The organism is Pseudomonas sp. NFR09 (assembly GCF_900111535.1).
GTDB classification, from domain to species: Bacteria; Pseudomonadota; Gammaproteobacteria; order Pseudomonadales; family Pseudomonadaceae; genus Aquipseudomonas; species Aquipseudomonas extremorientalis.
In genome coordinates, this window is record NZ_FOIH01000013.1 from 26,107 (window position 1) to 47,291 (window position 21,185).

Here is a 21,185-nt window from a genome sequence, read left to right on the forward strand (position 1 = left end):
GGTGATTGGGTGTGTTTTTGAGTGTAGGAACAAATGTCAGATTTTTCCTGCTTAAAGGAAAAACCTTTTTCAATGCGAGGTAGGAAAAGGGGACAAAGAGGGAGGGGCAGGGCGCACTAAGTACCCTGCCACCGGGGCTTTCACCGGATCAGAAGTTGCCTTTCAAACTGACGGTAAAATTGCGCGGTTCACCGTAGAAGTTGCCCCAAGAGGCGGTGCCGACCGTATTGTAATAACTTTTATCGAACAAGTTGTTGCCGTTGAGCGCCACGGTCCAGGTGTCATCGAGGCGATACGCCACGCGCGCGTTCCAGGTGGCGTAACCGGCCTGTTCCAATTTGATGGTTTGCACGCGGTAGTTGCTGCTCTGGGCGTTGACTCCGGTGCCCACGCTCCATTTCGACAGTGCGCCATCGAGCTGGTAGTCACCCCACACGCGCAGCATGTGCCGAGGCACATAGGTGTTGGAGACGCCGCCTTCTTTTGTGCTGTCAATGGTGTTCAGGGATTTGGTCTGGGTGTAGGTGTAGCCGCCGAACAGTTGCAGGCGCTCGAGCACTTCACCGCTGATTTCGGCCTCCACGCCTTGGGCGCGCACCTTGCCTTTATCGGTGTAGCAATAGCCATCGGCAGAGGTCGGGCAGAAGCTGTTGTAGTCGGTTTCGGCGCCGTTTTTCTCGATGGCACGAAACAATGCCAGGGAGCTGTTGAGGCGCCCATCGAACCATTCGCCCTTGATACCCAGCTCGTAGTTGTCGCCGATTTTCGGCTTGAGCGCCGCGCCATCGGCCGTAGCGTAGGCACTCTGCGGCTGGAAGATATCAGCGTAGCTGGCGTACACCGAGAGGTGCTCATTGAGGTCGTAGATCAGTGCGGCGAACGGCGTGACCTCGCCGGTTTCCTTGGTGTGCGCATCTTGCAGGGACCACTCGCCCCAGCCCAGGTTATAGGACTCGCGACGGTTGTCGTACCAGCTTACGCGACTGCCGACGATGAACATCAACGGCTCGGCCAGGCGCAGGCGCAAGGTGGCATAAGTACCGTATTGGGTGGCGGTTTCCTTGACCGTGCCGCCTCGGTACATGTTCGGCCAGAAGGTGCTGTTGGCCGGTTCCGGGAAGTGGTGGTCTGGCTGGTAGATGCTCTGGCGTCTGGGCAGGTTCTGGATTGCATAGACGTCGTCCTGGGTTCCGCGGCTGCCGTTGGCGCCGAGGATCACTTCGTGTTCCAGGCCGAAGGCTTCGAACTTGCCGTCGATATAGGCATCGAGGCCGTAGTCCCTGTGGTCGTAGTCCATCAGCGCTGCATAGGAGTTGGCCGTCGGCGTCGGGTCGCCGTAGTTGATGGTGCCTTCGCTGGCGGCGTATTTGGTGTCTTGCAGGTTGCGGCTGTGCACTGCCGAGACCTTGAGTTTCCAGTCATCGTTGAAGTGGTGGGTGACGTCGGCAAAGAACGTGGCACGCCGGCTTTGCCAGTCGTTCCAGGATTGGCCAAGGCAGGTCGAGCGGCTGAGGTTGGCGCTTTTGCCGTCGGCGTAGCGCGGCAGGCCACCCCAGCACGGGGAGGCATCGACATCCTCGTAGCTGGCGCCGACGCCCAGGGTCGTGTCAGGTGTGAGGTCAAAATCCAGCGCACCGTAGAACGCCTGGTCCTTGCGCTTGGCGATGTCCATGTAGGACCCGCGATCCTGCTGGCTCACGGCAGCGCGGCCACGCAGCGTGCCGCTGTCATTCAGCGGGCCGCCGGTGTCGAGATCGGCGCGGTAGTTGTCCCAGGTGCCGGCCGACAGCGACAGGCTGGTGGTGGGCTTGGCCTGTGGCCGTTTGCGCACAAAGTTCACCGCGCCGCTGGCGGTGCCGGCCCCCTTGAGCATGCCGGCGGCGCCCTTGAGCACTTCCACGCGGTCATAAATCGCCATGTTCGCACTGAAGCTGTCGGCCTGGACGTAGTCCTTGCCCATGTCCAGGGGCACGCCGTCGTACTGGTACTGGCCGAGCATCTTGAAACCACGGGAGTAGAAATACTTGCCGCCCATGGGCGACTCGTAGGAGGTGATGCCGGGCGTGCGCTCCATTACGTCGTCGATGGTGGTGACGTTCTGGTCGTCCATGAATTGGCGGGTCATCACACTCACCGATTGCGGGGTTTCCCGCAGGCTGTGTTCGCCCTTGCCGATGGTGACTGCACCGGTGGTGTATGACCCGGTGCCCTCGGTGGTGACACCCAGGCGTTCGCCGTTGATAAGGGTAGCGCCCAGGCTCAGCGAGCCGGTATCGGCCACTTGCGGCAATAGCATCCAGGTGCTGTTGCCCTGGCGTTGGGCTTCAAGGCCCTGGCCGCGCAGCAATTGCTCAAGCGCTTGCTGAGGATCAAGGCGGCCGCTCAAGCCCGGGCTTGTCTTGCCGGCGACGCTGGTGGCGTCGTAGGACAGGCTGATACCGGCCTGGCGTGCGAACTGATCCAATGCAGCGGCGAGGGCGCCGGCCGCAATGTTCCAGTCACGGGCCTGGGTGTCGCTGGACGGTGTATCGGCCATCACGGCCAGGGGCAGGGCACTGCTCAGGCAGGCGCCAAGCAAGGCGGCCTGCATGGCGCGCTTGAGGGGTGAACGTTGGGAGGGGAACGCTTGCATGACCGCGGGGTGCTCCTGAAGGAAGTGGACAGAACCGGCCTGTTGATCGGCCTTTCCTTACAGGTCGAACGGCAATGAGAATTCACCTCATTTATTTTTGAGCGGTTACGCGCGCGCGGAAACCGTCACCCAATAGCGGCTGCGGTACGTGAGATCGAGCTTGAGTGATTGCGCGATCAGGCCCAGCACTTGATCGGTGTCGTCCAGTTGATAAGTCCCCGACACTCGCAGCCCAGCCACCGCCTCGCTGCAGCGCACCAGGCCGTTGCGATAGCGCGCCAGTTCGGCGAGGAAGTCGTCCAGCCGCATCGCCTGGGCGCTGATCACGCCGTCGCTCCAGGCCCAGGGGTCAAGGCCGTTGCCGACAACCGGACGAATGCCGCTGCGATTGAACAACACCTGCTCGCCAGGCTTGAGTACCTGGCGGGCATTGCCCGCATGGCTGTCGGCAAACACCGCCACCGTGCCCTGTTGCACCGCCAGCTGTGTGCCTTGGGCTTCTTCGCGGACCAGCAGACGCGTGCCAAGGGTGCGCAGGTAGCCGTCGCGGGTCTGTACCCAGAACGGTCGGTGATCGGTGCCGGTGTTGACCAGTATTTCACCCTGGCGCAAACGCACCAGGCGACGCTCTTTATCGAAGGCCGTGTCGAGGGCGCTGGCGCTGTTCAACTGGATCCGGCTGCCATCGTCCAGCGCCACCCAGCGCCGCTCGCCGGTGGCCGTGCGGTAGTCGGCCATCAGTGCAGGCAGTGGCGTGTAGTCGCGGCCGAGCCAGGTCAAACCGGCCGCACCCGCAACCAGGCCGAGCAGTTTCAAGCCTTCACGACGGGAGATGTGTCGGCGCGCGCCGCGCAGGGCGTGCCGGCCGACCTGGGGCGGCAGTTGGCTGAAATCGTCATTCATTGCGGCCACCCGCTGCCACACCAACTGGTGCTCGGCGCTGGTGTGCAGCCAGCGTTCGAACGCGGCGGTGCTGGCGTCGTCGGCCACGTTGAAGCGCAGCGTGATCATCCACTGGATGGCCTGGTCCACCAGGCGCGGGTCAGCCTTCGGCATAACGCAAGCGGTAACAGGCATGCAGCGCTTTGGACAAGTCACGTTCCACCGTGGCCTTGGACACACCCAGGCGCAGGGCAATCTGCGCACAGGTCAGGCCGTCCAGTTGCGCCAGCAGGAAGGCTTCGCGCACCCGCGGCTTGAGCTGGTCGAGCAAGCGGTCGATGCGTTCCAGGCTATCGAGAATGAGCAGGCGGGTTTCTTCCGACGGCACTTCGAGTTGCGGAAAATGCGCAAGGCTTTCCAGGTAGGCGCGCTCCAGTTCGCGGCGGCGGTACTGGTCGATCATCAGGCTGCGGGCGATGCTGCTCAGGTAGGCGCGCGGCTGCTGCAAGGTTTGCTGTTTGCGCGCATTGAGCAGGCGCACGAAGGTTTCCTGGGCCAGGTCGGCGGCGTGTTCACGGCACCCGGTGCGCCGGCTCAACCAGCCGCGCAGCCAGGAATGATGGGCGTGGTAAAGCTGGCCGATGGCGGCGTGGTCCAGTGGGTGATCGCTCGACATGGGCATCCTGGCACAGCTGTCTTAATTGATAATGTTTCGCATTCTAGACGTTGGTCGTGGCCCTTCGCAATTCCCGGCGCGCACTGTATCCAGCACAATTTTTTGTTTGCCGCCGGTGCACCGACTAATCTGCAGGCTTTTCCCGGTGGAAGGCTTGAGCATGATCGACCTGGCGACCCTGGCGGTTTTTTCCGGTGCTGTGCTGCTGTTGCTGTTGTCCCCTGGGCCGAACATGGCCTTTGTGATCAGCCACGGCGTGACCCACGGCTGGCGCGGCGGGATGGCGTCTGCCCTGGGCATTGGCGTGGCCGACGTGCTGCTGACCGCCTTGACCGCCACCGGGGTGACGGCGCTGGTTGCCAGTTGGCCGCCATCCTTTGACGTGATCCGGTATGCGGGTGTGATCTACCTGCTGTGGCTGGTGTTCAAGACCTTGCAGAAAAAACCTGGGGTGGATGCTGGCCCCGTCAGCCGGGTGCCGCTGGGCCGGGTGTTCCTGCAAGCCATGCTCAACAGTTTGCTCAACCCTAAGACGCTGCTGTTTTTTGTGGTGTTCCTGCCACAGTTCGTGAGGCCCGAGGCGGGGTCCATCGCTGTGCAGTTGATGGTGCTGGGGGGCGTGTTGACCCTGATTGCGGGCGTGTTTCATCTGCTGCTGGGCATGTCTGGCGGGGCGCTGAGCCGGTTCTTCGCCAGGCGCTCGAAAGGCGCCTGGTTGCAGAAGTGGGGCCTGGCGACGGTGCTGACAGTGCTGGCGGTGCGCCTGGCGGTGATGTCGCGTCCGGCCTGACTAAACGTGTTGGGTCAGCTTTTTGTGGCAAGCCCGCTCGCCACAGAGAAAGCGTATCAACCCAACCGAGCAGCTGCCCGTGCGACGATCTCCCCGCGTACCCTGCGCGATTCGGCGGTGCGCTTGTTGGCCTCGTCCAGCACATGCCTGGGGGCGGTGTCCGGGCGACCGGCATCGAACGGCGGTGCCGGCGCGTATTCAATCTGCAGTTGCACCAACTGCGCCGCTGCTTCGCTGTACAACTCCGCCGCGAGGGTCAGGGCGAAGTCGATCCCGGCAGTGATGCCGCCACCGGTCAGCAGGTTGCCATCGCGTACCACGCGCTCTTGCACAGGAATGGCGCCGAGCGGGGCGAGCAGGTCGTGGTAGGCCCAGTGTGTTGTCGCCTTGCGCCCGCGCAGTAAACCCGCCGCACCGAGCACCAGCGAGCCGGTACACACCGAGGTCACGTAGCGTGCGGTTTGTGCCTGGGCCTTGAGGAAATCCAGGGTCTGCGGGTCTTCCATCAACGCGCCGACGCCGGAACCGCCGGGCACGCAGATCACATCCAAGGGCGGGCAGTCGGCATAGGCCATGGTCGGGGTGAACACCAGGCCGGTGCTGGAGGTGACGGGGGCCAGGTCTTTCCACACCAGGTGCAACTTCACGTCCGGCAGGGAACCGAGCACGTCGTAGGGGCCGGTAAGGTCCAGTTGCTGGATGCCGGGGAACAACAGAAAGCCGATCTGCAAGGTCATGAATGAAGCTCCGATAAAGGGGTGGACGGCTTCACTCTAGAGGCCTAGGCTTTGGCGGATGCGCCATTAAGCCCACGAATCACGCCAATCATGCCTCGAATCGTCCATGTACTCGCTTTCGATAACGCCCAGGTGCTCGACGTCACCGGCCCGCTGCAGGTGTTCGCCTCCACCAATGACCTGGCGCGCCAGCGCGGCGAACCTTTGCCTTACGCGGTATCGGTGATCGCCGCGCAATCGCAGCCGGTGATGACCTCCGCCGGTCTGGCGCTGGTCGCCGAGACGCTGCCCGCTGTCGATGCGCCGTGCGATACGCTGGTGATTGCCGGCGGCTGGGGCGTGTACGGCGCCGCCGAAGACCCGGCGCTGGTGGACTGGGTGCGTGCGAAAGCCAGATATACCCGGCGCATGACCTCGGTGTGCACCGGCGCTTTCCTGTTGGCCGCCAGCGGTCTGCTCGACGGCTGCCGCGTCGCCACCCACTGGACCCGTTGTGAAGAGTTGGCGCGCAAGTTCCCTGCGCTGACGGTGGAGTCCAACCCGATCTTCATCCAGCAGGGCGCCGTCTGGACCTCCGCCGGTGTCACCGCCGGTATCGACCTGTGCCTGGCGCTGGTGGAGGAGGATCTGGGCCGCGCCGTGGCCCTGGAAGTGGCGCGGCACCTGGTGGTGTTTCTCAAGCGCCCCGGTGGCCAGTCGCAATTCAGCGTGACGCTGTCCCTGCAAAAAGATGACAGCCGCTTCGCCGAACTGCACGCCTGGATAGCCGAACACCTCACCCTGGATTTGAATATTTCGACCCTGGCCGCCCAGGCCGGCATGAGCGAGCGTAGCTTTGTACGGCACTACCGCGCCGAAACCGGCCAGACCCCGGCGCGTGCCGTCGAGCTCATCCGCGTCGAAACCGCGCGTCGGCAATTGGCCGATAGCACGGCGTCGGTCAAACGCATTGCGGTGCAATGTGGGTTCGGTTGCGAGGAAACCCTGCGTCGCAGCTTTCTGCGCGCCTTGTCGGTGACGCCTCAGGCTTATCGTGAACGTTTTTCGCCGAGCAATTCCAACACCGCGTCCAGTGTGGCCTGCGGCGCTTCCTGAGGGATGTTGTGACCCACGCCTGGCAACACCCGGCGCTGGTAAAACCCGCTGAAATGCTCCACGTCGTCATCCACTTCAGGCGGCGGACCCACGCCATCATCGGCACCGCACAATGAAATGCTCGGCACCGAGATCGCGGGCTGCAACGCCAGTGCCTGCTCGATGGCTTCCAGCGCCGGGTCGCCAGGTGCGTACATGAAGCGGTGGCGGTAGGAGTGAATCACCACCTCGACAAAATCCGGGTTATCAAACGAAGCTGCCGTCTGCGCATACAGCCCCGGCCCCTCGGCCCAGGACGGCGACCACAGCGACCACAACAGCTTGCACAGTTCGCCACGGTTGGCGGTCAAGCCGTCCACACCGCGCGGGGTATGAAAGTAGTACTGGTACCACAAGCGATGTTCCGTCACAGGTGCCCTGGGCTTCAGCGACTGGGCGATGTCCTGGATGTTGTAGCCATCCCCGGTCACCAACCCATGCACGCGCTCGGGCCACAGCGCTGCGACGATACACGCGGCGCGCCCGCCCCAGTCGTACCCGGCCAGCGTGGCCTGCGGGATCGCCAGCGCATCCATGAAGTCCAGCAGGTCCTTGGCCAGCGCCGCCTGCTGCCCTGAACGCATTACCTGCGCATTGATAAACCGTGTCGGGCCGTAACCGCGCAGGTACGGCACCAGCACACGGCAGCCATGCCCGGCCAGTACCGGGGCGATCGCGTCATAGGCACGTGGGTCGTAGGGAAAACCGTGCAGCAGGATCACCGGTTGGCCGTCGATGGGGCCGTGGGCTTCATAGGCCATATCGAGCATTGAAGTGCGTACGTGGAGCCGTGGGGGGGTCATGGTCATGGTTCACCAAATGGCCAGAGATGCTGGAACTCTAGCCGAAAGGTGTGACGGGAAGAGGTGGTTTTTGGGACCGCGGGCTTACTTGTCCAGTCTGGATCGATACGGCCATTCCCGCGCCAGCAGCCCCAGCACTTCAAGATCATGTCGCTGGCCGTTCCAGAATCCGGCTTCTCGCATTTTTCCTTCGGCTTTGAAGCCAAGACGCTCCAGCAACGCGCGGGACGCGTGATTATGTGGATGAACCAGCGCTTCCACCCGCTGCAGATACATCTGCCTGAAACCCCATTCCAGCGCGGTGCGTAGCGCTTCGCTCATCAGACCCTGGCCTCGGAATTGCGGTGCTAGCTCACAGGCCAGCGAGCAACTGTTCCATCCCTGGTTCCACTTGAACAAGCCACAACTGCCGATCAATCGGCCCTCGAACTCAAGCCCCCAGCGAGTCCCGGGATTCGGTTGGGTACGCCATTGGGCAAAGGTCTCGACCAGGCGCTTTGCCTGGGCAATATTGGCCATCGGGTCTGCGCCGAACCAGCGCATGCTGTCGGTATCACGGTAGATGGCGAACAGCGCTGGGGCATCCTGGGGCACCAGCTCCCGCAGTTGCAGGCGTTGAGTGTGCAGGGTAGGAAAGGGGGTCATAAGGTGGCAGCGACCTGGTCTCGATCAACCACGTGCCCAAAGTGATGCCGCCACAAGTCCACCCCCAACTGCCCGGACCTGTCCAGCGACGAGCCTATCGTCAGATCGCTGATCAACGTCGGCTGCAACCCGGCATCAAACAACGCAAACCCCGCCGCCAGCACGCAGGTGTCGGTCTGGATGCCGCACACCAGCACGCGCTCGGGCCCCATGTTTTTCAGGTAGGCAACCGTCTCGGGCGTTGGCGCGTAGCCGTGCTTGATGAAGATACGATCCGCCGCAATCAGGCTTTGGTCATCCGGCGCCGGTTGCCAGCCGAGTTGACGGGCGAAGGGGGTAATGCTCTCGTCGTGACGCTCCACGGTGGCGATTGACGGCATGCGGCCCAGCAGGGCATTGATGCCGTCCACCAGCCACGCGGGAGGGTTGAACGAGGGTTGCACATCGATGATCAGCAATACCTGGCGCATGGTGTTCCTGTCCGTGGCCTGGAGGGCTGCCCATTGTGCACAGGCTATTTCAGGGTTGCCAGGTGGTTTTCTCCCCGCTGAGCTTGCGGTCCAGGAACGTCGCCGCGCTGATCAACGCCAAGTGGCTCAAGGCCTGGGGCGTATTGCCCAGGTGCCGGGCCTGGTTGTCGAACTCTTCGGCGTACAGCCCCAGGGGGTTGGCGTAGCGCAGCAGTTGTTCGAACTCCAGGTGGGCCTTTTCCACCTGGCCGGCGCGGGCCAGGCATTCGACGTACCAGAACGAGCAGGCCGCAAACGCGCCTTCGGTGCCTTGCAGGCCGTCGATCTGGCTGTCGTCGTTGCGGTAGCGGTAGACCATGCCGTCGCGCACCAGGCTTTTCTGGATCGCTTCCAGGGTCGAGAGCCAGCGCGGATCGGTCGCCGCGACAAAGCGCACCAACGGCATCAGCAGCATCGAACCGTCCAGCGCCGTGCTGCCGATATGCTGCACGAAATGCCCGCGTTCCTCGTTCCAGAAGTTGCTCCAGATATCCGCGTAGATCGCCTGGCGGGTCTGGTCCCAGCGCGCGAACGGCGCCGGCAGCGAGCGCTTGGATGCCAGGCGGATGGCACGGTCCAGCGCCACCCAGCACATCAGCCGCGAGTGCAGGAAGTGGTGCTGTTCGCCGCGCATCTCCCAGATACCCACATCCTCGGTATTCCAGATTTCGCAGACCTGGTCGGCGACTTCCACTGTGTGCTTCCAGCCCTCGTGGGAGATGGCTTCGCCGTACTTGTTGACCAGGTACACCGCGTCCATCAGCTCGCCATAGATGTCCAGCTGGATCTGGTCGAACGCGCCGTTGCCGATGCGCACCGGCTTCGCGCCGCCATGGCCTTTGAAGTGCTCCAACTCGGCTTCCGGCAGCTCCTGGCGACCGTCGATGCCGTACAGGATATTGATCTTGGTCGGCTGGCCGCAGCAGTCACTGACGCGGCCCTTGAGCCAGCGCATATAGGCGTTGGCCTCGTCGACAAAACCCAGGCGCATGAAGGCGTAGACGGTGAACGACGCATCGCGGATCCAGGTGTAGCGATAGTCCCAGTTGCGCTCTCCGCCGGGGCTTTCCGGCAGGCCGAAGGTGGCGGCGGCGATGATCGCGCCATGTTTGCGCGACGTCAGCAGCTTGAGGGCCAGGGCCGAGCGGTTGACCATTTCGCGCCAGCGCCCACGGTAGTTCGATTGCGCGATCCAGCCGCGCCAGAATTTCAAGGTGTGGGCCAGGGCCAGGTCGGTGCAACCGCTGTCTACGCGTTCGTCGTCCTGGCCGCCGAGGACGAACTCGGCACCTTCGTCCTGGTCCAGGGTGAAGCGGGCTACGGCAGCGCCGTCCTGGATCTGCAGCGGATGGCTGCCGGACAGGCGCAGGCCGGGCTGGCCGTCGGCACTGAAGCATACGGTGCCGTTGTCGACGGTCGCGTGTGTGGGCGTGCGCGCATAGTCATGCCGCACGGCGCAGCGCAGATGAATCTCGGCCGTGCCGCTGACCACCCGCACCCGGCGTATCAGCAGTGGCAGGTCGTCGATCTCTTCGCTGATGGCCAGCAGGTCGGTGATCTCTACCACGGCGTCGTCGCTGAGCCAGCGGGTTTGCAGCACGTTGGTGTCGGGCAGGTAGATCTGCTCACGGCGCGCGTTGGGCAGGTCCGGGGTGAGCTGGAAGATGCCGGCATCGGGGCTGTCCAGCAGCGAGCAGAAGATCGACGGGCTGTCGAATTCCGGCCAGCAGAAGAAGTCGATGCTGCCTTTGTCGTTCACCAGTGCCGCGCTACGCATGTCGCCGATGATGCCGTGGGCATCGATGGGGCTTTGTTGCTCGTTCTTCAAATCAACCATTGCCACGGAACTCCGGATACAGGCTCATGCCGCCATCAATAAAGAGTGTGCTGCCCACGACGTAGTCGGACGCATCACTGGCCAGCCACACCACGGCGTTGGCCACGTCTTCCACATCGCCGACCCGTCCATAGGGAATCAGCTTCAGCAGTTCCTTCTCTGCGGCGCCTTCAGTGGCCGCACGATTGATCGCCGTACGGATCGCTCCCGGCGCAATGCCATTGATGCGGATGCGCTGTTCGCTGACTTCCTGGGCGAGGGTGCGCATCAGCATTTCCACGCCGCCCTTGGACGCTGCGTAGTTCACATGCCCGGCCCAGGGGATCAGCTGGTGCACCGAGCTCATGTGGATGATTTTGCCGGCTGCCCGCGACACACCCTCGCGCACGCCCTGGCGGTTGAAAATGCGCACGGCCGCCCGGGCACACAGGAACTGGCCGGTGAGGTTGACGCCAATCACCGTATTCCAGTCGTCCAGGCTCATGTCCACCAGGTTGGCGTCCTTCTGCAGGCCGGAGTTGGCCACCAGGATGTCCAGGTGGCCGAAGGCATCGAGGGCCTGGGCAAACAGCTGTTCTACCTCTTCTTCTATAGAGACGTTGGCGCCGATGGCAATCGCCCGGCCACCCTCGGCGTTGATCTGCCTGGCCAATGCCTCGGCCGGGGCAGCCTGGCTGTTGTAATTCAGCACCACGGCCGCTCCGGCTTGTGCCAGAGCCTTGGCCGCGCCGGCGCCGATTCCGGAACTGGCGCCGGTTACCAGCGCCACTTGTTGCTCCAACGAGATACGCATTGCTCACCGACCTTTATTTCGTGAGTTCAAGTAGCTGACTGACGGTGCGCAAGGGAAGTTCAGCCGTGTGAATTTAGCGACTACAACCATGGTGGAAAATGGAATAACAGAACTATAAAAAATAACCATAAGATACTAAAAAACCGCTTAAAAGCGTTTGACAGGCTTTTTGTGCCCGTGTCTTATAGGCACACCTCAACCCGCTCCGTTGGTAGTTCGGAAGTCATCGCGGGGCCACTTACAAGAGGTATCTATGTGCCTTTCGGCCGATATAGGGGAACTACCAGTTCAGGGAAAAACCGCTGCCTTAGTTGGCATGCCTAAGTTAGTGATCTTCGATTGCGACGGTGTACTCGTCCAAAGTGAAGAGATCACCCTGTCTGTGTTGATCTCCATGCTAAATGCACGTGCACCTGGCAGTGCGACACTTGATGTGACACGTTTTATCGAACACTTCCGCGGACGCAGAATTGCGGAGTGTTTGCGGGAAGCTGAATGTATTTTAGATATTCATTTGGACAATGAGTTTGAGCAACACTTTCGTCAGTGCGCGCTGGATGCCTTGACGCTTGATTTAAAAGCGACGGATGGGATTGTTGAAGTGCTGGACAGTTTGCGGGTCCCGTATTGCGTTGCCTCCAGCGCACCCCGTAGCAAGATAGAACACTGCTTGCGTACTGCCGGTCTGTTTTCTTATTTCGAAGGGCGAATATTCAGTTGTTATGAACTGGGTCGCTGGAAGCCAGATCCGTTGGTGTTTTTGACGGCTTGTGACACTTACGATATTGCCGTTACTGATGCGCTGGTTATTGAAGACAGTGTTACGGGTATTCAGGCGGCCGTCGCTGCCAATATAAGGGTTTTGGGTTTTGGTCCACCGCACCGGCGTGCACAGTTGGCGGCTGCCGGCGCATTACCGATCGCCGACATGCGTGAAGTACTGGCGATTTTTAATTGATCTTATTACTCAGGGAGGAGGCGTTGTGAACACACTGGGTTACCTGGAAAGACTTAAACGCAACGATCAATCTTCACAGCTATGGTGGGATTCTTCGCCTGCCGTTTACCTGCCTTACAAACAGCACCTGCTGGATAAGTACCCGGCCGCCGCAGCTTATATAGATGCGTTGATGCCAGACGATTTCTCCCAGTCCCGGGGCTTGTGCAGCGTGACCACCAATCCCCGGCTGGTGACCGCCGTTATCCTTGAAAAACGCGAGTACTGGTCGTCGCGCTTCAACCTGGCGAGCCTGACTCCCAGCGAATTGCACAAGCAGTTGTACAACGAGGTCATCGTTGAGGGGGCGTCGGCGCTCCAGCCGTTGTGGGTTCAATCGGCACAGGTCGAAGGCTGGATTTCCGCCCAGGTCGACCCGGTGGATGTGCGCTGCACCGAGCGCATGACCGTCAGGGGCCTGGAACTGCATCGCCTCGCACCGAATGTGATGGTCAAGGTGCCGGGCAGCCTGGAGGGGTTGTTGACCGTCGAGCAACTGGCCGCCCAGGGCGCGTCGATCAATATCACCTTCTGCTTCACGGTTGCGCAGTTCCAGGCCGGCATCCAGGCCATCGAGCGGGGCATGGCGACCGCGCGCAGCAACGGTATCGACACTGCCCACTGCAAGTACGTGATCACCTTCATGATCGGGCGTTTCGCCTGTCAGCCCGAACTCACGCTGCAGGCCGCAGAGCGTGGCCTGGCATTCAGCGCCGAGGAGCTGCGCTGGGCCGAGCTGATGATCTACGAGCAGGTCCAGGCGTTGGTGGCGGCCGCGAGCGTGCCGGTCAAAACCTTGCTGTCCAGTATCAAAGTCGATGTGGACGAGCGAGGCAACAAGCATTGCTGGCACCTGGAAAAGACCGGGCATGCGGCAACCTGCTACACGCTGACGCCGGATGTGGTGGAGTTCCTCATCGAGCGCGAAAGCCACGGCAAACCGGTAGTGCCCGCCTTGAAACCACAGAAACCGCCCGCGTCGACCTTCGCCAAGCTGATCCGTATCCCGTATTTCTACGAAGCCTACTTTGTCGACAGCATCGAGCCGTATGACTTTGGCAACCATGAGGCGTTTATCAACGCCTGCAACGAAGCCAACAGCGCGCACCGACGCCTGACCGATTACTGCGTGCGGCTTTGCCCGGTGACCAAGCCTTTCAAGCGCGCGCTCAACGCACTGCTGGCCGCTGAATTCGGGGTGGTCGCATGAACCGGATGATCGGGTTGTGGGCCCACCCACGTTCGCGCTCCACCGTGCTGGAACGTGTGTTTATCGAGAGGGGCGATTTTGAGGTTTTCCATGAGCCCTTTGCGCACATGGCGTTTTCCGAGGACTCGGCGATCCCGTCGGATGAGTGGGATCACAGTTTGCCCACGACGTACCAGGGTATAAAACAGCATCTGTTGATCGCCCGTGAGCGCACAAACGTATTTCATAAAGACATGTGTTACCACTGTCTGGATAATTTGAAAGTTGACAGTGAGTTTCTCGCGCAACAGGACAATATCTTTCTTATCCGCGAGCCGGCCAGCAGCATTATTTCCCATCATCGGGTGCACCCGGATATGCCGTTGCAGGCCATTGGGCATAAAGCGCTGTACGAGATCTTTTGCGTGGTCACAAAACTCACGGGCAAAGTGCCTTATGTGATTAACGCCGATGATCTGGCCGCTGAACCGGAACGGGTGATTCGTAAGTTGTGTGATTACTTGGGCATTGAGTTTCTGCCGCATGCCATGACGTGGAAGCGAGAGTGTCCGCAACAATGGAAAACCTGGCGTCGTTGGCATGCTGCGGCGGAAAACAGTGAGCGCATTGTGACGCCGGATAACCACCACATCGATATGAAAGCCTTCGACCAATACCCGAAGTTAAAAGCGATGTATGAATACCATCGGACTTTCTACGCGCGCATGAACGAATTTTGCCAATAAGGATGGTTGTATGAAGAAGTTGATTGTTACCGGGGCGGCCAATGGCATTGGTCGGGCCACGGTGGAAATGGCGATTCAACAGGGTTACTTCGTTATCGGCGCCGACAAGGATGCCGAAGGCCTCAACGTGTTGCAGCGGCTTTACGGTGCTGAAGTATTTGAAGCGCATATCGCCGACTTTTCCGATATGGCGGTTATCAAGGGTTTTATTCCTGAACTGTATAAGCGTCATGCAACCGTTTATGGCTTGGTCAATAACGCCGGGCTTTATCACGGTAAAAGTGTCTACGCCTATTCCGATGAGCAGATCGACGAGATCCTCACCGTCAATCTCAAGGCACTGGTGTATCTGTCCAAGGACTTCGCCGAACGGGAAATGACCCACGAAGCCCCGCGCAGCATCGTCAACATTGCTTCGGTGGCCGGTGAAGTGGGCAGCTGCGATGCCCTCTACGGCGCCACCAAGGCGGCGGTGATCGGCCTGACCAAGGCCAACGCGTGGAACTTTGCGCCGTTCGTACGGGTAAACGCGGTGTCCCCGGCGCTGATCCATGACACCGCCATCTACGACACCATCCCCGAATACCGCCGCGCCGAGTACGCACGCCAGGAAGTCCTCAAGGATCCGATCCAGCCTGGCGGCGTGGCCGAGGTCATCTTGCTGCTGGTCGGCGATGCCCTGCGTCACAGCACCGGCAGGGTGATTTCGGTCGACAACGGAGCCTACCCACGGTGAGTCATTCGATGCGCAAGAAAAAACTGCTGCTGGTGGGCGCCGGCAACCTGTGCCTGCAGATCCTCAAGATTCTCGGGCCGAAAAACGCGTTCGAGTTTGTGGTGTTGGGGCGCAATGAAGAGGCGACGATCCGGCTGTGCAACCTGGTGGCGCTGTCGTGCGCGCAACTGGGGCAATTCATTGCTATCAGGCCGGTGATTGCTGACCTCACGGACATCGGCCGGGTGACGCAGCTGCTGCGTGAAGAAGCCCCGGATATCCTGGTGAACTGCGCGTCGCTGCAGTCGTGGCGGGTGATTACCGGGTTGCCCAAGCTGTCGTTCGAAAAGCTCGACCAGGCCCAGTTCGGGCCATGGCTGCCCATGCACCTGACGTTGATGCACTGCCTGATGCAGGCGGTGAAGGCTTCCGGCATCTCGGCCAAAACCGTCAACGCGGCGTTCCCCGATGCGGTCAACCCGATCCTGGCTCGCGTCGGCCTGGCACCCGATATCGGTGTGGGGAACGTGGCCAACCTGATTCCCGCCGTGCGTCTTTCCATTGCGCGGTTGCTCGAATGTTCGCCCGCCGATGTGCAGGTGCAGTTGTATGCCCAGCACTACTTCAGCCACTACGTGCCGCGCGGCGGCCTGCCACCGCGTGCCAGCTACCGCCTGCTGTATGAAGTGCGCGACCGCCCGCAGGTGGCCCGCCTGCCGGCCGAGGCGATTTTTTCTACGGTCAAATCCGAGTTCCGTCGCCTGGGCGGGGTGGATGGGCAATTCCTGACCGCGTGCTCCGCCGTCACGGTTATCGAAGGGCTGTTTTCAACCACGCCGGCGTGGGTGCATGCGCCTGGCCCACTTGGGCTTCCGGGTGGCTATCCGGTGCGGCTGCATGAGGGGCGGATCGAGGTGCAGTTCTCCGAGGCCTGCCCACGGGATGAGGCGGTGCGCATCAACAGCATCTGCCAGAGCCAGGACGGCATCGACGAAATCCATTGCGATGGTTCCGTCACGTACAACCCGCAGTGCATGGCCGTCATGCAATCGATGCTGGGCTACTCCAAGCACAGCATGTCCATCGAACAGTCCGCCGAGTTTGCCCGTGAGTTGGCGAGCAAGTACCTGTCCTTCAAGAATTCGACCTGGTAGGTATGTCATGAATCAGATGACCAGAAACAAGCACAACGACGTGGCCAGTTACTCCGCGCAGTACTCGACGGAATTTGTCGAACGTTGGGATGAGTTGATCGATTGGGAGAAGCGTAAGGCGGGGGAGGGCGGGTTCTTTGAAAACCTGTTGCGAAGCCACGGCGTGCAGTCGGTGATCGACGTCTCGACGGGCAGTGGTTTTCATGCCGTCCAGCTCAAGCAGGCCGGATTTGACGTGGTCGCCACCGATGGCAGCAGCACCATGTTGACCAAGGCGCGGGCGAACTTTCGCAAACATGGCCTGGATATCCAGTCCCATTACCGCGACTGGCATTCACTGGATCCACAGGAACTAGGGCAATTCGACGCCGTGGTGTGCCTGGGCAGTTCGCTGTGCCATGTGTTTGAAGCCCATGATCGATTGAGGGTGCTGGCTAAATTCAGGGCCTTGCTCAAGCCGGGCGGGTTGCTGATTGTGGATCAGCGCAATTTCTTCGCCATCCGTGCCGGTAAGTTCAAAGCCAGCGGTCATTACTATTACTGCGGTACGAACGCTTCGGTGAGCTTGGGCCAAGTCGATGAACGCCTGTGTGAGTTCATCTATTCCTTCGATGATGCGCAGCAGTACAGGCTGCAGGTTTACCCCCTGTTGCCGGGGGAATTGAAGGGGGAAGTGCTCAAGTCCGGATTTACCGACCATGAAAGCTACGGTGATTTCGAGCGTGACTACGACATGATGGATTGTGATTTTGTCATCCACACTGCGCGCGCCGAATAGGGAGGCTTGATGAGCACACTCGTACAGAGCAATGCCCGCCCATTGGACAGTGTCGTGCTGGCGATCGTCCTCACCGGGTTCGTGGCCAGTACCTACGGCTTTGGGGTTTACCTGTTCGCCAACCTTGTCGTGGACATGCGCCGCGACATCGGCTTCGACTACACCACGGTGGGCCTGATCACCGGCGGCGCGCAGATTGGCTTCCTGCTGTTTTCGTCGGTGACCAGTTACATCAGCCGTTTCTTCGACGGCTGGAAAATCAGCCTGGTGTCCACCGTGATGACGTCCCTGGCGCTGCTGGGCCTGAGCGTCAGCGACAGCATCTGGTTGTCGGGGGCCTTGTTGATCCTGCTCGGTGGTTGCTCCGCCTCGGTGTACATCCCGCTGGCGGAAATCGTCACCAAGGGCTTCAGCCCGGGTAATCGCTCGCGGGTCATGGGGCTGATCTCCAGTGGCACCAGCTATGGCGTGTTCATCAATGGCTTGCTGGTGTCGTTCCTGACCTTGAATGGCGGCTGGCGCTCGATCTGGCTCACTGCCGGCCTGATCTCGGTGGCCCTGTGTCTGGTGGCCTGGTTTCTGTTGCGCAACCTGGCCGCGAGCCAGGACACCGGGTTTGCCGGCGAGCGCGCCGTAGCGTTTGACAACCGCCAGCCGTGGCTCAGCCGCTCGCTGTACCTGACCTGGGCCATCGCGTTTCTCAATGGCATGGCATTGCTGCCTTTCCAGACGTACCTGGCGCCCTTCCTGCGCGATGAATTGGGCGTATCGGTTCAAGACGCCGGGTTTATCTGGACCACCATCGGTGCGGTGGGCATGGCCTCGGGCTTTCTGGTGGGGTGGATTGCCGACAAGGCCGGTGTGCGGGCGTCGCTGGCGATGTGTTTCCTCAGTGCAGGACTGGCCGCCACCCTGGTGTTCAGTTTCAACAGCCTCCCGCTGTTCTACTTGGCCGCGTTCCTGTTTGCGCTGGCGTTCTACCCCATTTTCGGGCTGGTCCCCAGTTACATCGGGCAGATCGTGCCGGTCAGCCGGCTGACCCAGGCCTTTGGCATCGCCAATGTGCTGATCGGCTTGGGCGGGGTGTGCGGCAACTTTCTGGGTGGCTTTTCCAAGGACCTCACCGGGTCGTTCTCGACGGTGTACTGGGTGGTTGCGCTGTTGCTGTTCGTGCAATGCGTGATGGTGTTCATGTTGGGTAAACCGCCGACTGCGGCGAAGGAGGGCGTGCGGCCATGAGTTATTTTCCAGACAGTCCAAGCCAGAACCTGCACGCGTTTGCGTTCAGCCATCGGCGCGCCGGACGCGGGCACAAGCCTGCGGTCATCTGGCTGACGGGTATCTCGGCGTCCGGCAAATCGACCATCGCTGATGCGTTGGACATCGCCTTGCAGAAACAGGGGCGGATCACCGCGATCATTGATGGCGACTCGGTGCGTGGCGGGTTGTGCCGCGACCTGGGTTTTACCGACAGCGACCGCGATGAGAATATCCGGCGGGTCGCCGAAGTGGCCCGCTTGATGATGGAGGCGGGGCTGATGGTGATTGTCGCGCTGATTTCACCTTCGTCGGCCAGTCGGCATTACGCACGTTCGATCATCGGCAATGAGTTTTTTGTCGAAGTGCATGTGGATGCACCGTTGGAAGTTGCTGAACAACGTGATCCGAAGGGCCTGTATAAAAAAGCCCGTGCGGGCCAGATCAAACACTTCACCGGGATCGACTCCCAGTACGACGTGCCGGTGTTTCCTGAAGTGCACTTGAATACCCAGGCGCTTTCGGTGGAGCAGTCGGTCGAGGCGATTCTGGATTGGGTGGGGCACAACGACAGTCGCGGTTAGCCGTCTGTCTTTGCGTCGGCTTTGCGCTGGGATGACAATATCTGTAACTCGAAAAAACAAGGTAATCTGCGCCATCGCAGGGAGAACGCGTTTTTTCGGGAGCAGGCATGACACATTTTACGGGCACTGCAAAATCAATTCGCCTGATTGGCGGGGCCCGGGTCCTGGACTTCATCAATACCACCAATGGGCGTCGCCCCGGCACTTCGCTCAAGGTCATGGAAGAACGGCTCACCAGTTTTCAGTTCTTCTTTGAATGGGCCCTGCATGCGTCGTTGATCTCGGCCCGGGAGTTCGATGACTACAAGCCGATGGTGTTTGAGTCATCGATGGCTTACCAACCGAACCTCGACGCGATCATTGCGTTCAGGGAATGCCTGTACGCAGTGTTTTATCCGTTGTCCTTGCAAGCTGCCGCGCCCGACCACGCCTTGCAGCAGATCAACGAGGCCTTCCAGCAAGGCGCAGCACGGCGGGTGCTGCGTTCTGTCGACGGCAAGCCTGCCTGGGCGTGGATGCCTTGCACCACGGCGCAGGAGCTCACGGCCATGGTGCTGGGCCGCCTGGCCATCGAGGCCACGCAATTGCTGGTATCCGGTGATCTGCACGCATTGCGCAGTTGCAGCGCTACCGACTGCGACTGGGTGTTCCTGGATATCTCCAAGAACAAACAGCGCAAGTGGTGCCAGATGAGCGTGTGCGGCAGCCGGGAGAAGCTCAGCCGGCTCAGACAGGTGGGTGGCAAAACGGCGCATTGAGGGCCCATGGCGAGTAGCAATTGCCCTGCTTAATAGGAAGCATTACTATTCACGCCCCGCCTCCCCAGTGCTCCCGCGATGATCCCTCAGCCGCCCCGCAGAACAGGCTTTTTCGAACACTACGAAGAGTTGATCGGGACCTGGACGCGCCGCCTGAGAAATCGCCAGCAGGCCGAAGACCTGGCCCATGACACTTTCGTGCGGGTGCTGGAGGCAAAATCCTCCGAGGTCGAGCAACCTCGCGCCTATCTGCATCAAACGGCGCGCAATATTGCCGTAGACGCCTTTCGACGCGAAGACCGTCGCGAGGCCATGACCCTGGAAGCCTTTGATCAGCGTTCGCCGCACACCGGCGACCCGGAACATTTCATGCACGCGATCCAGTTGGCGGACTCTATCGAGCGAGCCTTGGCCGAGCTGCCGCTCAATTGCCGCAGGATTTTCATCTGGCAGAAAATCGAGGGCCTGACCCAGCAGGAAATCGCCGACCGCCTGGGGCTGTCTAAAAACATGGTGGAAAAGTATATGATCCGCACCCTGCGGCATCTGCGCGACCGCCTGGACGCGATGGCGCCATGATCGCCCGCTCTGAAACAGGATCATCCATGATGGATAACCGTGCCCGAGACGAAGCCGCGCAATGGTTTGTGCGCCTGCAAGACGCCGAGTTGAGTGCTGCCGAACGCCAGCGTTTCGACGCATGGCGCACTGAGCATCCCGATCACCAGTATGAGTTCGATGTATTGCAGGGCGTGTGGAGCGCCGCTGACTTGCTGCCCAACGCCCGCCTGCAGGCGCTGTGCGAAGCGCCCGCGGAACGTCCCAAGCGCCGAGCCATCCTGCGTTATGCGGCGGCCGCCAGTGTGGTTGCAGTCGCGCTGGGGCTGGGCCTGTTCAGCGGGCTGGATCATCCCAAGCCCTACCGCGCCGAGTTCAGTACGCGTCTGGGGGAACATCGCCAGGTGGCCTTGCCCGACGGTTCGGTGATGGACCTCAATAGCCGCAGCATCGTCACGGTGCATTACGAAAAAGGTCGGCGTGGCGTCGAGATCAAGCAGGGCGAAGCGATGTTCAGCGTCGAACATGACACCAGCAGGCCCTTTGTCGTGGCGGCCGGGGCAGGGCAGGTGACCGTGACCGGCACGCGATTCGATGTGCGCCGCGATGACGACCAGACCCGCGTCATGGTCGAAGCCGGCACCGTGAAAGTACAAGGCCGTGCGCCGGACAAGATGGTGACGCTGACAGCGGGCCTGGGCAGCCATGTCGACAACCAGGGGCGGGTAGCCGCGGCCTACGCGGTGAACACCGAAGAACTGACCGCCTGGCGTACCGGCAAACTGGTCTTCAACAACGCTTCGCTGGGCGAAGTGGCCCGGGAAGTCTCGCGTTATCGGGAGCAAGCGCTGCGGGTCAGCACGCCGGCCGTGGGCAACCTGCGCCTGACCAGCGTATTCAAGTCCGACGACACCGATGCCTTGCTCAAGGCGTTGCCGCACATCCTGCCGGTAGCCTTGCGCACCTTGCCGGACGGCAGCCAGGAAATTATTTCACGCTGACATTCAGGTT

General features: G+C 61.1%; 22 protein-coding genes. 13 read left to right on the forward strand and 9 right to left on the reverse strand.

From position 1 onward, the window contains the following. Nucleotides 1-148: 148 nt before the first annotated feature. From BMX59_RS25200 to BMX59_RS25210, 3 genes are all read right to left on the reverse strand, one after another. Nucleotides 149-2,632, reverse strand: a complete 2,484-nt coding sequence (locus tag BMX59_RS25200; RefSeq protein WP_093127061.1) for a TonB-dependent siderophore receptor — start codon at nucleotides 2,630-2,632, stop codon at nucleotides 149-151. A gap of 105 nt (nucleotides 2,633-2,737) precedes the next feature. Beyond that, nucleotides 2,738-3,688 carry a FecR domain-containing protein gene (locus BMX59_RS25205; protein WP_092249549.1) on the reverse strand — a complete coding sequence of 317 codons (951 nt, stop codon included), beginning with the start codon at nucleotides 3,686-3,688 and terminating at the stop codon, nucleotides 2,738-2,740. Continuing rightward, nucleotides 3,675-4,190 (reverse strand): sigma-70 family RNA polymerase sigma factor, encoded by a 516-nt coding sequence (locus BMX59_RS25210; RefSeq protein WP_071489720.1) that lies wholly within the window; start codon nucleotides 4,188-4,190, stop codon nucleotides 3,675-3,677. The genes BMX59_RS25205 and BMX59_RS25210 overlap by 14 nt, the downstream gene beginning before the upstream one ends. A 160-nt stretch (nucleotides 4,191-4,350) precedes the next feature. Between BMX59_RS25210 and BMX59_RS25215 the strand changes: the two genes are divergently transcribed. Then, nucleotides 4,351-4,980, forward strand: a complete 630-nt coding sequence (locus BMX59_RS25215; protein WP_093127066.1) for a LysE family translocator — start codon at nucleotides 4,351-4,353, stop codon at nucleotides 4,978-4,980. A gap of 56 nt (nucleotides 4,981-5,036) precedes the next feature. On the opposite strand, the gene inhA is transcribed toward BMX59_RS25215, so the two are convergent. Next, a complete protein-coding gene (gene inhA, locus BMX59_RS25220; protein ID WP_092249555.1) occupies nucleotides 5,037-5,717 on the reverse strand; it encodes an isonitrile hydratase in 681 nt (226 codons plus the stop codon). A 90-nt stretch (nucleotides 5,718-5,807) separates the two neighbouring features. Here inhA and BMX59_RS25225 point away from each other — a divergent pair, with 90 nt between their 5' ends. Continuing rightward, a complete protein-coding gene (locus tag BMX59_RS25225; protein WP_093127071.1) occupies nucleotides 5,808-6,812 on the forward strand; it encodes a GlxA family transcriptional regulator in 1,005 nt (334 codons plus the stop codon). Here BMX59_RS25225 and BMX59_RS25230 read toward each other — a convergent pair. The 5 genes from BMX59_RS25230 to BMX59_RS25250 all read right to left on the reverse strand — a co-directional run bounded on the left by BMX59_RS25230 (nucleotide 6,746) and on the right by BMX59_RS25250 (nucleotide 11,438). Continuing rightward, complete coding sequence (locus BMX59_RS25230; RefSeq protein WP_092249560.1) at nucleotides 6,746-7,660, reverse strand: alpha/beta fold hydrolase; 915 nt, start codon at nucleotides 7,658-7,660, stop codon at nucleotides 6,746-6,748. The genes BMX59_RS25225 and BMX59_RS25230 overlap by 67 nt on opposite strands. A 78-nt stretch (nucleotides 7,661-7,738) precedes the next feature. After that, nucleotides 7,739-8,299 (reverse strand): GNAT family N-acetyltransferase, encoded by a 561-nt coding sequence (locus BMX59_RS25235; protein WP_092249563.1) that lies wholly within the window; start codon nucleotides 8,297-8,299, stop codon nucleotides 7,739-7,741. Further along, the gene (locus BMX59_RS25240) at nucleotides 8,296-8,769 is read right to left on the reverse strand and encodes a cysteine hydrolase family protein (protein WP_092249565.1); all 474 of its coding nucleotides are present in this window, start codon (nucleotides 8,767-8,769) and stop codon (nucleotides 8,296-8,298) included. Before BMX59_RS25240 ends, BMX59_RS25235 begins: the two co-directional genes overlap by 4 nt. Nucleotides 8,770-8,818: 49 nt before the next feature. Next, complete coding sequence (locus BMX59_RS25245; RefSeq protein WP_093127079.1) at nucleotides 8,819-10,645, reverse strand: glycoside hydrolase family 15 protein; 1,827 nt, start codon at nucleotides 10,643-10,645, stop codon at nucleotides 8,819-8,821. Continuing rightward, complete coding sequence (locus BMX59_RS25250; protein WP_093127083.1) at nucleotides 10,638-11,438, reverse strand: glucose 1-dehydrogenase; 801 nt, start codon at nucleotides 11,436-11,438, stop codon at nucleotides 10,638-10,640. Before BMX59_RS25250 ends, BMX59_RS25245 begins: the two co-directional genes overlap by 8 nt. A 253-nt stretch (nucleotides 11,439-11,691) precedes the next feature. Here BMX59_RS25250 and BMX59_RS25255 point away from each other — a divergent pair, with 253 nt between their 5' ends. The 11 genes from BMX59_RS25255 (at nucleotide 11,692) to BMX59_RS25305 (ending at nucleotide 21,175) form a co-directional block, all read left to right on the forward strand. Next, complete coding sequence (locus BMX59_RS25255) at nucleotides 11,692-12,396, forward strand: HAD family hydrolase (RefSeq protein ID WP_093127086.1); 705 nt, start codon at nucleotides 11,692-11,694, stop codon at nucleotides 12,394-12,396. Between the two features lie 25 nt (nucleotides 12,397-12,421). Next, nucleotides 12,422-13,645 (forward strand): transaldolase family protein, encoded by a 1,224-nt coding sequence (locus BMX59_RS25260; RefSeq protein WP_093127089.1) that lies wholly within the window; start codon nucleotides 12,422-12,424, stop codon nucleotides 13,643-13,645. Further along, nucleotides 13,642-14,370 carry a sulfotransferase-like domain-containing protein gene (locus BMX59_RS25265; RefSeq protein ID WP_093127094.1) on the forward strand — a complete coding sequence of 243 codons (729 nt, stop codon included), beginning with the start codon at nucleotides 13,642-13,644 and terminating at the stop codon, nucleotides 14,368-14,370. The genes BMX59_RS25260 and BMX59_RS25265 overlap by 4 nt, the downstream gene beginning before the upstream one ends. A 10-nt stretch (nucleotides 14,371-14,380) precedes the next feature. Then, nucleotides 14,381-15,106 (forward strand): SDR family NAD(P)-dependent oxidoreductase, encoded by a 726-nt coding sequence (locus BMX59_RS25270; RefSeq protein WP_093127098.1) that lies wholly within the window; start codon nucleotides 14,381-14,383, stop codon nucleotides 15,104-15,106. Next, nucleotides 15,103-16,239 (forward strand): SDR family oxidoreductase, encoded by a 1,137-nt coding sequence (locus tag BMX59_RS25275; protein ID WP_093127101.1) that lies wholly within the window; start codon nucleotides 15,103-15,105, stop codon nucleotides 16,237-16,239. Before BMX59_RS25270 ends, BMX59_RS25275 begins: the two co-directional genes overlap by 4 nt. Nucleotides 16,240-16,246: 7 nt before the next feature. After that, entirely contained in the window at nucleotides 16,247-17,017 is a 771-nt protein-coding gene (locus BMX59_RS25280; protein WP_071489708.1) for a class I SAM-dependent methyltransferase, read from the forward strand. Nucleotides 17,018-17,026: 9 nt separating this feature from the next. After that, nucleotides 17,027-18,256, forward strand: a complete 1,230-nt coding sequence (locus BMX59_RS25285) for an MFS transporter (RefSeq protein WP_093127105.1) — start codon at nucleotides 17,027-17,029, stop codon at nucleotides 18,254-18,256. Next, on the forward strand, nucleotides 18,253-18,858 hold the full coding sequence (cysC, locus tag BMX59_RS25290) for an adenylyl-sulfate kinase (protein ID WP_092249594.1): 606 nt from the start codon (nucleotides 18,253-18,255) through the stop codon (nucleotides 18,856-18,858). The genes BMX59_RS25285 and cysC overlap by 4 nt, the downstream gene beginning before the upstream one ends. A 107-nt stretch (nucleotides 18,859-18,965) precedes the next feature. Then, nucleotides 18,966-19,616 carry a CGNR zinc finger domain-containing protein gene (locus tag BMX59_RS25295; RefSeq protein WP_093127110.1) on the forward strand — a complete coding sequence of 217 codons (651 nt, stop codon included), beginning with the start codon at nucleotides 18,966-18,968 and terminating at the stop codon, nucleotides 19,614-19,616. 78 nt (nucleotides 19,617-19,694) lie between these two features. Continuing rightward, a complete protein-coding gene (locus BMX59_RS25300; protein WP_071495145.1) occupies nucleotides 19,695-20,195 on the forward strand; it encodes a sigma-70 family RNA polymerase sigma factor in 501 nt (166 codons plus the stop codon). A gap of 26 nt (nucleotides 20,196-20,221) precedes the next feature. After that, nucleotides 20,222-21,175, forward strand: a complete 954-nt coding sequence (locus BMX59_RS25305) for a FecR family protein (RefSeq protein WP_093127114.1) — start codon at nucleotides 20,222-20,224, stop codon at nucleotides 21,173-21,175. The last annotated feature ends 10 nt before the right edge of the window (nucleotides 21,176-21,185 follow it).

What these genes read in the sequence shown, in the direction of transcription:
- BMX59_RS25200 (WP_093127061.1), bottom strand. Translation starts at nt 2,632, where the DNA reads ATGCAAGCGTTCCCCTCCCAACGTTCACCCCTCAAGCGCGCCATGCAG.
- BMX59_RS25205 (WP_092249549.1), bottom strand. Translation starts at nt 3,688, where the DNA reads ATGCCGAAGGCTGACCCGCGCCTGGTGGACCAGGCCATCCAGTGGATG.
- BMX59_RS25210 (WP_071489720.1), bottom strand. Translation starts at nt 4,190, where the DNA reads ATGTCGAGCGATCACCCACTGGACCACGCCGCCATCGGCCAGCTTTAC.
- BMX59_RS25215 (WP_093127066.1), top strand. Translation starts at nt 4,351, where the DNA reads ATGATCGACCTGGCGACCCTGGCGGTTTTTTCCGGTGCTGTGCTGCTG.
- inhA (WP_092249555.1), bottom strand. Translation starts at nt 5,717, where the DNA reads ATGACCTTGCAGATCGGCTTTCTGTTGTTCCCCGGCATCCAGCAACTG.
- BMX59_RS25225 (WP_093127071.1), top strand. Translation starts at nt 5,808, where the DNA reads ATGCCTCGAATCGTCCATGTACTCGCTTTCGATAACGCCCAGGTGCTC.
- BMX59_RS25230 (WP_092249560.1), bottom strand. Translation starts at nt 7,660, where the DNA reads ATGACCATGACCCCCCCACGGCTCCACGTACGCACTTCAATGCTCGAT.
- BMX59_RS25235 (WP_092249563.1), bottom strand. Translation starts at nt 8,299, where the DNA reads ATGACCCCCTTTCCTACCCTGCACACTCAACGCCTGCAACTGCGGGAG.
- BMX59_RS25240 (WP_092249565.1), bottom strand. Translation starts at nt 8,769, where the DNA reads ATGCGCCAGGTATTGCTGATCATCGATGTGCAACCCTCGTTCAACCCT.
- BMX59_RS25245 (WP_093127079.1), bottom strand. Translation starts at nt 10,645, where the DNA reads ATGGTTGATTTGAAGAACGAGCAACAAAGCCCCATCGATGCCCACGGC.
- BMX59_RS25250 (WP_093127083.1), bottom strand. Translation starts at nt 11,438, where the DNA reads ATGCGTATCTCGTTGGAGCAACAAGTGGCGCTGGTAACCGGCGCCAGT.
- BMX59_RS25255 (WP_093127086.1), top strand. Translation starts at nt 11,692, where the DNA reads ATGTGCCTTTCGGCCGATATAGGGGAACTACCAGTTCAGGGAAAAACC.
- BMX59_RS25265 (WP_093127094.1), top strand. Translation starts at nt 13,642, where the DNA reads ATGAACCGGATGATCGGGTTGTGGGCCCACCCACGTTCGCGCTCCACC.
- BMX59_RS25270 (WP_093127098.1), top strand. Translation starts at nt 14,381, where the DNA reads ATGAAGAAGTTGATTGTTACCGGGGCGGCCAATGGCATTGGTCGGGCC.
- BMX59_RS25280 (WP_071489708.1), top strand. Translation starts at nt 16,247, where the DNA reads ATGAATCAGATGACCAGAAACAAGCACAACGACGTGGCCAGTTACTCC.
- BMX59_RS25285 (WP_093127105.1), top strand. Translation starts at nt 17,027, where the DNA reads ATGAGCACACTCGTACAGAGCAATGCCCGCCCATTGGACAGTGTCGTG.
- cysC (WP_092249594.1), top strand. Translation starts at nt 18,253, where the DNA reads ATGAGTTATTTTCCAGACAGTCCAAGCCAGAACCTGCACGCGTTTGCG.
- BMX59_RS25295 (WP_093127110.1), top strand. Translation starts at nt 18,966, where the DNA reads ATGACACATTTTACGGGCACTGCAAAATCAATTCGCCTGATTGGCGGG.
- BMX59_RS25300 (WP_071495145.1), top strand. Translation starts at nt 19,695, where the DNA reads ATGATCCCTCAGCCGCCCCGCAGAACAGGCTTTTTCGAACACTACGAA.
- BMX59_RS25305 (WP_093127114.1), top strand. Translation starts at nt 20,222, where the DNA reads ATGATGGATAACCGTGCCCGAGACGAAGCCGCGCAATGGTTTGTGCGC.